8 protein-coding genes are annotated in these 7,788 nt (G+C 52.6%); 3 read left to right on the plus strand and 5 right to left on the minus strand.

All coding sequences use genetic code 11. The annotated features are described in order from the left end of the window. Nucleotides 1-223: 223 nt before the first annotated feature. Nucleotides 224-1,180, plus strand: a complete 957-nt coding sequence (locus KP708_RS11620; RefSeq protein ID WP_202206750.1) for a ribokinase — start codon at nucleotides 224-226, stop codon at nucleotides 1,178-1,180. A gap of 44 nt (nucleotides 1,181-1,224) precedes the next feature. On the opposite strand, the gene KP708_RS11625 is transcribed toward KP708_RS11620, so the two are convergent. The 4 genes from KP708_RS11625 to KP708_RS11640 are packed head-to-tail and all read right to left on the minus strand — an operon-like array spanning nucleotide 1,225 to nucleotide 4,693. Then, nucleotides 1,225-1,797: a membrane integrity-associated transporter subunit PqiC gene (locus KP708_RS11625; RefSeq protein WP_215748718.1), complete on the minus strand. Its 573-nt coding sequence runs from the start codon at nucleotides 1,795-1,797 to the stop codon at nucleotides 1,225-1,227. Continuing rightward, nucleotides 1,797-2,756: an MlaD family protein gene (locus KP708_RS11630; RefSeq protein WP_215748717.1), complete on the minus strand. Its 960-nt coding sequence runs from the start codon at nucleotides 2,754-2,756 to the stop codon at nucleotides 1,797-1,799. Before KP708_RS11630 ends, KP708_RS11625 begins: the two co-directional genes overlap by 1 nt. Further along, complete coding sequence (locus KP708_RS11635) at nucleotides 2,756-3,529, minus strand: ABC transporter ATP-binding protein (RefSeq protein ID WP_215748716.1); 774 nt, start codon at nucleotides 3,527-3,529, stop codon at nucleotides 2,756-2,758. The genes KP708_RS11630 and KP708_RS11635 overlap by 1 nt, the downstream gene beginning before the upstream one ends. A 3-nt stretch (nucleotides 3,530-3,532) precedes the next feature. Then, nucleotides 3,533-4,693: an MlaE family ABC transporter permease gene (locus KP708_RS11640; RefSeq protein ID WP_371822649.1), complete on the minus strand. Its 1,161-nt coding sequence runs from the start codon at nucleotides 4,691-4,693 to the stop codon at nucleotides 3,533-3,535. Between the two features lie 177 nt (nucleotides 4,694-4,870). Here KP708_RS11640 and KP708_RS11645 point away from each other — a divergent pair, with 177 nt between their 5' ends. Next, complete coding sequence (locus KP708_RS11645) at nucleotides 4,871-5,773, plus strand: S1/P1 nuclease (protein WP_215748715.1); 903 nt, start codon at nucleotides 4,871-4,873, stop codon at nucleotides 5,771-5,773. A gap of 134 nt (nucleotides 5,774-5,907) precedes the next feature. Here the strand turns inward: KP708_RS11645 and KP708_RS11650 are convergent, their stop codons facing one another. After that, on the minus strand, nucleotides 5,908-7,314 hold the full coding sequence (locus KP708_RS11650; protein ID WP_215748714.1) for a diguanylate cyclase: 1,407 nt from the start codon (nucleotides 7,312-7,314) through the stop codon (nucleotides 5,908-5,910). Between the two features lie 119 nt (nucleotides 7,315-7,433). Between KP708_RS11650 and KP708_RS15960 the strand changes: the two genes are divergently transcribed. Then, nucleotides 7,434-7,568, plus strand: coding sequence for a hypothetical protein (locus KP708_RS15960; protein WP_256445232.1), 135 nt, complete (start codon nucleotides 7,434-7,436; stop codon nucleotides 7,566-7,568). Nucleotides 7,569-7,788: the final 220 nt, after the last annotated feature.

Genomic DNA, 7,788 nt, shown 5'->3' on the forward strand with positions numbered 1-7,788 from the left:
TGAAAAAAAAGCTGCTACGTCTCCATCGGCTCAGGAAATCCTAGCTTAGTAATGAAACTATTAATATGGGAAATTCATCTCCCTTTAGGAAAAAAATAACCATAGGCGATACGATCCATATGTCGGTTATCGCTTGGCTGGAGAGGCAAATTCTTTACGGCTACTGACGGCGTTGCAAGCCTAATGCTAAGAAATTTTTCCCAATTTTACCGAGATCAAACCTATGCCAACGACGAAATCCCTGATCCTGTCATTTGGAAGCATCAATATTGATGTAACCGCTCGGGCTACCCGTTTACCTCGACCTGGGGAGACTGTGCATGGCGAAAGCTACGCTGTCATGCTCGGCGGTAAAGGCAGTAATCAGGCTGCGGCAGCAGGGCGCTTGGCCGCTGGCTCTGAGGTGCGGGTCGCTCTGGCGGGACGCATAGGGCAGGACGGTTTTGGTGCACAGGCGCGTCAGGAACTGGAGCGTTTTGGAGTGGATCTTTCTCCCCTGCGAGAAGATGTTTCTCACGCCACCGGAATTGCGTTGATCGGGATTGATGGGAGCGGAGAAAACTGCATCACTGTGGTTGGTGGCGCGAACATGGCGGTAGATGAAACCGACGTTGAAGCGGCATCGGAATGGCTCGAGCGGGCAGCCGTAGTTCTCTTGCAACTTGAAGTACCTCAGAAGGCGGTTTTAGCTGCAGCGTGTAAGGCGCGGGCTAAGGGAGCACTGGTTGTGCTGGACCCGGCACCAGCGCCGGAGCACGGTCTTCTGGAAGCACTCTGGCATGAAATCGATGTTATTACGCCAAACGAAAGTGAAACCTTCCAATTGACAGGTATCCGTCCTGAAACGGTAGAAGACGCGGCAAAGGCAGCGAACTTACTTTTGGCAAAAGGTGTAAAAGCCGTCCTCGTCAAAATGGGAAGCCGTGGCGTGTTTTGGCATGATGGAACACGTAGTGGCCATAGTGCGCCATTTCGCATCCAGCCTGTTGATACTGTGGCAGCCGGAGACTGTTTCAACGCCGGGCTGGCGTTCGCTCTGGCGCAGGGGAAGCCTCTTTCCGAGGCTGTCCGCGTTGCGTCTGCCTGTGGGGCGCTGGCAACGACGCGTCATGGTGCTGCTGACGCTGCACCCGAATGGGAGGCAGTGGCTGCGTTGATGAATGCACAGCCAGAGGCATGAACTGAAACAGGAAGGTCTGTTTCAGGCCTTCCTGTTCAATATTTTTACATAACTGGAGCAGAGGTTCCGATTTTTACAGCTAACTGGTTGACGAGTTCACGCGTCAGTGCTGCGGTTCTATCATCGGTAGCCACCGATCCCTGGGCACTGAAGCTGGCGCGCTGGCGCGCAACAGGGTGGTGTTCGTCAGTTGGAACAAAGGACCAGTCAGCCTCCAACGTTCCTTGACCAGACTTCGTAATATCGAGACGGTTGATCGTGATGACCAGCCGCGTTTGCGGTGACCCTGCGGAAGGGTGTGTCGTTACGAAAACTGAAGGCCAGCTACGAGACAACTGCGCCGTCACGAGATCTGTAACGCCCCTGGACAGGCGGCTGGCCCATCGTCCATTCGCGCTCCGGTCCAGTAAATCTCCATCGCGGACAAGAATATCCTGGCTATCGAGATAATCAGGAATAATGACGGGGTCGACGGCTAATATAGTCTCTGGTGCCGTGCTGGCGGGCAGATTGTTCCCGATGGCAGGGGCTCCCAGAGTGTAAAAACGCACTGGTGGGGACGAGCAACTGCTGAGCAGCAGACCAACGAGGGCTAGGGAAGCGAAAGGTAGTCTCATCAGTGGCGTCCCGTCAGGAGGAGTTGCGGATTGCGTTCTACGTCGTTTGCGAACCCTCGCAGAGCAGAGGCTGCCGCAGCGATATCGCGCAGGCTGGCTTCCAGATTGGCTCGGTCTGTCGAGCGTGGAGATGTAATGCTCTGAATATTATTCAGGCTTTCCCCGGCCTTCTGGATGGTTTGGTTACTGCTTAACAGCAGAGCCTGGAGTTCCTTCCCACGCGCAGTCAGTTGGTCGGAGCCAGCATCTGCAAGTCGGTTCAGACTGTTGAGAGTATGTTCCAGCTCGGGCTGAAGATGCGTGACGAGGTCTTTGCTTGCATCAATCATGTCCCGACTGTGATCGGATGTTGCACGGATGCTTTCGATCAGTGCAGGCATGTCTCTGTCCAGTTTGTCGGAAAGCTCACGGACGGCTGCAAGGGTGGCGTTGGCATTGTCGCCAATTTGCTTGAAGGGCAGATTTTGCAGAGTTTGTGTCATCGCCTGAATGGACGACTGCTTTGTCGGAATTTCCGTAACTGTCGCAATGTCAGGATGCAGAGCGGCTGGCGTGTCAGGCGCAAAATCCAGATCAATTTCGGAAGAGCCGGTGACGAAACTTTTGAGATTCATTTCCCCTCGCAGGCCTTGTGACACCAGATCCCGGATTGTTGGGAAGTGATGAGCGCTGCTGTTGGTGAGGGTAATATTGTCTGGCCGCATCGTGATGTAGACAGGGATGTAAGCGTCTCTTGTTTGTGGGTTATATTCGATAACGACCTTGTCCACCGCTCCAACCTGCACACCACGGAAAGTGACTGGCGCACCCACGGATAGGCCGGAAGATGCTCCATGGAAAATAAGGACGGCCTTTTCCATGCGGGTGAAGGGATGGAAGTTGCCGAACAGCACGAAGGCTGCCACGCCAAGGCCGATCCCACCAACAACAAAGGCGCCTACGAGAGCCTGCTTGTTCATCAATTGCGTCCTTCTTCGTTGCGTTCCCGATGCATGAAAGCATGGACCTGAGGTTCGTCGCAGTGGTCGCGCAGGTCTCTCGGAGACCCGTGGGCGATGGGGATTTTGCTTTTTGCGTCCAGGAATATTCCGTCATCGGCGATGTGGAACAGACTGGAGAGTTCATGGCTGACGATAACGACGGTCGCACCGAGACCATCTCGGAGATTGAGGATCAGGTCATCCAGGCGGGCCGAAGTGATTGGGTCCAGACCTGCAGAGGGTTCGTCAAAGAACAGGATATCCGGATCCAGTGCGATTGCTCGTGCCAAGCCAGCACGCTTGCGCATGCCGCCACTGATCTCTGACGGAGACATGTCGATGGCTGGCAGGAGACCTACAAACCCCAGTTTGAGTTCTACGAGCCGCCGGATGACACCTGGTTTGAGGTCCGTGAACATCTGAAGGGGAAGGGCGACATTTTCCCCGAGAGTCATGGAACTCCATAAAGCGCCGCTTTGGAAAAGAACGCCGAACCTGTGGTTGAGCTCTGTTCGTTCTGCTTCAGTGCCAGACCAGTAATCTTCGCCATCGACCTGATATTCTCCTGCCGTGGGGCGAAGCAGGCCAATCATACTTTTCAGAAGTGTACTCTTGCCGCAGCCAGAGCCGCCCATAACGGCAAAAATGCTGCCCTTCTTAACTTCTAAAGAGATGTTCTTCTGAATAACCTTCGGTCCAAATGCGAGAGTGACATCCTGCATTGAAAGAACAGTTTTTCGGGTATCGGTCATGCGTCAGATTCCCAGCACATCGGCAATAACGGCAAAAATGGCGTCAATCGCAATGACCCCGACAATTCCCACCACAACAGCCCGTGTGGCAGCGATGCCAACATCAGCGGCTGATCGTCCAGCCTTCAGGCCAATCCGGCAACTGGTCAGCCCGATGAAGGCACCGAAGACAATGCTTTTAACAAATGCGAAAATAAACTGGCCGATACCGAAGGACGTGATTGTCTGATGGAAATAGCCAGCAGCCGTAATATCCAGCATGGAAATTGCGACCACGAACCCTCCCAGCATGCCGATCAGGCAGCCGTAGAGGTAGAGAAATGGCATCGTGATAACGAGCGATAGGACTGCCGGAAGTATCAGATACGTGGATGTTGGAATGCCGAAGACGTTGAGGGCATCAATTTCTTCATTGCCCTGCATGGTGGAAATGCGCGCTGCGTATGCGCCTCCGGTTCGTCCTGCCATGATGATGGCGGTCATGACGGCGGCCATTTCACGAACCATGGCGATGCCAACAAGGCTTGCAACGTAAATACCAGCAGCAAATTTCTGAAGCTCGACTGCGCCAACAAAAGCCAGAATGGCGCCAATCAAAAAATTGACGATACCGACGATTATTAATGCCTGAGGACCGGCATTGGCCGTATCACTCAGAAGATCCGAAAGTCGCATCCGACTTCGCCCTGTCAGGGCCTGAAGACCTCCACGGAGTGTCATGCCGCCCAAACTTGCAACAGTGCCAATTTCAGTGAGGCTGCTGATTGTGTGGCCTCCGATCCGTTCAAGAACGGGAATACGCTTGGCTGCTGCTGGAGGAGGGCCATCAGCGGCGTCTGGTAAGAGCGCGAGAAGCTGCCTTACAGGGGGCGGCAGGCTTTGAGCGTCCAGAGTAATGTGTTTGTCGTGCCCACTACGTTTGATGTCCCAAAGAAACGCGATGAGACCTGTGTCCCAGTCGGTGATGGGAGACATATCAAAGGTGAGGGTGCTGTCATTGGGGACTGTAGACAGTCCGTCTTTCGGAAACTGAGGAATATTTCCTGTTCGTGCCAGCCACGCGCCCTTGAGTGTCAGAAGAGGGGCATTCTCTTCCGATGTAAGGCTCCATTGAGGAGTTTGAGAGGGGTCTAACGGGGCAGGTGGCTTTTGCAATTGCGTCACGCCATTTCAGTCATTTTAGTCCTCATCCTCTCTACGAGGTCAGAAGCCAAGAGGAAAGGGGTAGGCCGAACCGTTCGGTCATTTTAATGCAGCAAGTGTATCAAGAGATTCACTTGTGAGCAGTTTGGAAGGGTGAGAAAAGCAATCAGACTTCATAACGTCCGAGATGGTTTTGCTATGCGCACCTGGCTCCTTTCTGTCCCTTTGTTCTGTGCTGTTACGATAAGCACGGCTTCGCAGGCACTTGCCTGGGGGCCTTATGGGCATGCGATTGTCGCTGATATCGCTCAGGATCGCCTGACCCCAGCGGCCGCCAAAGCGGCGACCGCGCTTCTGACTCTGGAAGGTCATCAAACGCTGGATCAGGTTGCGTCATGGCCAGATACGATTGGACATGTTCCCAAAAAGAAGGGCGGCGCACCCGAGACGCTGCTCTGGCATTACGTTGATACGGATGTGTCTCAGCCGGCGTACGATCAGGCGCGCGATTGTGCGGACGGCAATTGCGTTGTCGAGAAACTGCCAGAGTTGGAAAAAATCCTCGCTGATCACACGGCGTCCCCACAGCGTCGACTCTATGCTTTAAAGTGGGTTGTGCATCTGGTTGGTGACTTGCATCAGCCTCTGCATGCTGCCGAGCGTGATCATGACAAAGGGGGGAATGCTATCCGGCTGTCATATTTTGGGGACACTACAAACGGCCATATGAATCTTCATGCCCTCTGGGATGAAGGCGTACTGGATCGCCAGGCCAATTTGGTTGTCGGGCCTCATTATTCCATCGATTTTGGTCATGCTCGCGAGGAAGCCACTCGGCTCGGCGCCACGATCACGCCTGATGAGACAGCATATTGGGTGGCTGATCTTTCCGGTGGCGATGTTCATCATGCCGTTATTGATTGGGCTGACGAAAGCCACTCTTTGGCACGGTCTGTCGCCTACGGTGCTCTTCCACAGGTCAAAGGGGCGGATATCAAGGAAGCCTATACGGCTATCGCCTGGCCGATCATCCAGCTTCGGTTGCAGCAAGCAGGTGTTCGTCTTGCTGCGATCCTGAATACAGCAATGAGCGATCAGTAAGTTTTCAGGTCCATCTCCAACGCAGTATTCAGGTCCATCTCCAACGCAGTATTCTGCGTCTGATGAGAGAACCCCCTTATCTGAATTTGTTCTTACACGACTTTAGATAAGGGGCTTTTCTTAAAATTATAAAATTACTGAAGCTGAGGGAGGGTTGCTAACGCATCCGTAGCAATAACGCTTCGATTTCTTCCTTCAGCCTTGGCATAATATAGAGCCCGATCAGCATCCTCGATGAGGTGTGTATAATCAGGGTGCCCATCAAATGTGGCAACGCCGATCGAAACAGTGACGGAAAATGAGGAGCCGGTTGGCTGGGTTAATATGTGCGTGACGTTCTCACGAATATGCTCAGCAACCTGAAAAGCTCTTTTTGTATCTGTCTCAACTAAAGCGATCAGAAACTCTTCTCCGCCATATCGGAAAATAAAATCGCTTGTCCGACAGGATGAGATTAATTTTTCGGCCACGCTTCTTAAAACAGCGTCTCCACCAGTATGGCCGTAACGATCATTAATTGATTTAAAGTGGTCAATGTCGATCATGAGAATGCTGAATGGAACCTCTCGGCGCATAGATTGAGCCACTTCTCGCGCCATGATCGTTGGTAGAAAGCGCCTGTTGAGGGTTGAGGTTAAAGGATCGCGTCCGCTCTCAAGCGCCTCACTCTCTTTGAAGAGGTCATCCATTAGAAAACGGATTTCTTCTATCTGGGCTTGTAGTTCGTGAATGCGAGCTGTGTCTGGGGGGACCTGAGCAGAGAGAGCTGGAATAAGGACCCGATCAATGCGGCGCATTGAGGTGCGAATATGCTCGATACCCATTGTATTCGGGAACAGCAGACTTCCCTTGTGATTGAGCCAAAGCCCAAACCCTGAACTTTCCAATGAGGGGAGGGGAGGGGGAGCATTGCAGCAAATGGCGAGTAATATCTTGTGACCCCAATCAAGGAGTGCAGCACGCTGGACCTCTCTTTCAAGAGTGACATCCTGCCCAAGGGTCACAAGACGGTATGCCTCGTCTGTTTCGATTTCTTTCTGAAGATCCCTCACAAACTCTCGGCTCATCATTTCGATAGCCAGATCCATCATGTTCTCGATGTAATCGATGGCTGTCGATAGATCCGCGGGTGTGAGGAAAATCTCGAAAAGCAGTTTTCTCAAAGTGTTTTTAAGAAGGCGGGCTCCATGCATGACGACATGCATCGGGACGCGCATCCGGGCGTGAACCAGTCCAATCCGACGCTGCGTCGCTACAAGCTGTGCGAGGTCAGGCGCTGTAGATGAGAAGAGAGATTGCAGCCATCTCAGCAAAGCGGAATGAAGGTGGTCGTTAACAATCTGGTTGGAGAGAAAAGGTGTGGCTTCTGGATGCGTCAGGAGCGTCGAATAGAAGACTTCCACACTCTCGGCAGCATGTTTCTCGACCATATCAGCGACGGCTGAACGGATAGCGGGGTTAATGGCATCTATAATGAGCTGCCACTCCACTTCATCTGGTGAAAGTTGTTGGCTGTTTGAGAGAAGTGCATCAACCGTCATCAGAAACTCCAGAAACGAGAACGGCTCACAAAATGTGTGTGGCGTGCCGCACGCCATATGATGATCCACTATAAGCGTTAAATTCAGGTGAGTAACGTCGTGGAAGGTATGACGGACTAATGCGGCTCCAGACGGACGAGATCAGAAGCCTGTTTTTCACCGATTTGCAGGATATGAGCGGTGGCGTGGTGGGCAGGATGGCAGTCTTAGAAAATGGCTTCACCAAGTTTTTTGATTTTTATATGATTTTTTGATTGACGGTGTGTGTAGGTGGCCGTATAAGCCCGTTCACCGACGCGGCGGGGCCTTCTTCGAGGGTCTGGCCGGGGCGGATGAGATGATGATCTTTGAAAATTGAATATGGAATTGGAAGGGATATGTTGGCGGCGTTTTGGTGCTGCTGGTTTTGGGATTATTTTCCTGAGACCTGAGTGTCGAACGTTTAGACGCTGATGTATCTTTTTAAGATGCTTC

This window comes from Gluconobacter sp. P5H9_a (genome assembly GCF_018812085.1).
Lineage (GTDB): Bacteria > Pseudomonadota > Alphaproteobacteria > Acetobacterales > Acetobacteraceae > Gluconobacter.

Coding starts and splice junctions, on each gene's coding strand:
- KP708_RS11620 (WP_202206750.1), top strand. CDS start 224: ATGCCAACGACGAAATCCCTGATCCTGTCATTTGGAAGCATCAATATT.
- KP708_RS11625 (WP_215748718.1), bottom strand. CDS start 1,797: ATGAGACTACCTTTCGCTTCCCTAGCCCTCGTTGGTCTGCTGCTCAGC.
- KP708_RS11630 (WP_215748717.1), bottom strand. CDS start 2,756: ATGAACAAGCAGGCTCTCGTAGGCGCCTTTGTTGTTGGTGGGATCGGC.
- KP708_RS11635 (WP_215748716.1), bottom strand. CDS start 3,529: ATGACCGATACCCGAAAAACTGTTCTTTCAATGCAGGATGTCACTCTC.
- KP708_RS11645 (WP_215748715.1), top strand. CDS start 4,871: ATGCGCACCTGGCTCCTTTCTGTCCCTTTGTTCTGTGCTGTTACGATA.
- KP708_RS11650 (WP_215748714.1), bottom strand. CDS start 7,314: ATGACGGTTGATGCACTTCTCTCAAACAGCCAACAACTTTCACCAGAT.
- KP708_RS15960 (WP_256445232.1), top strand. CDS start 7,434: ATGCGGCTCCAGACGGACGAGATCAGAAGCCTGTTTTTCACCGATTTG.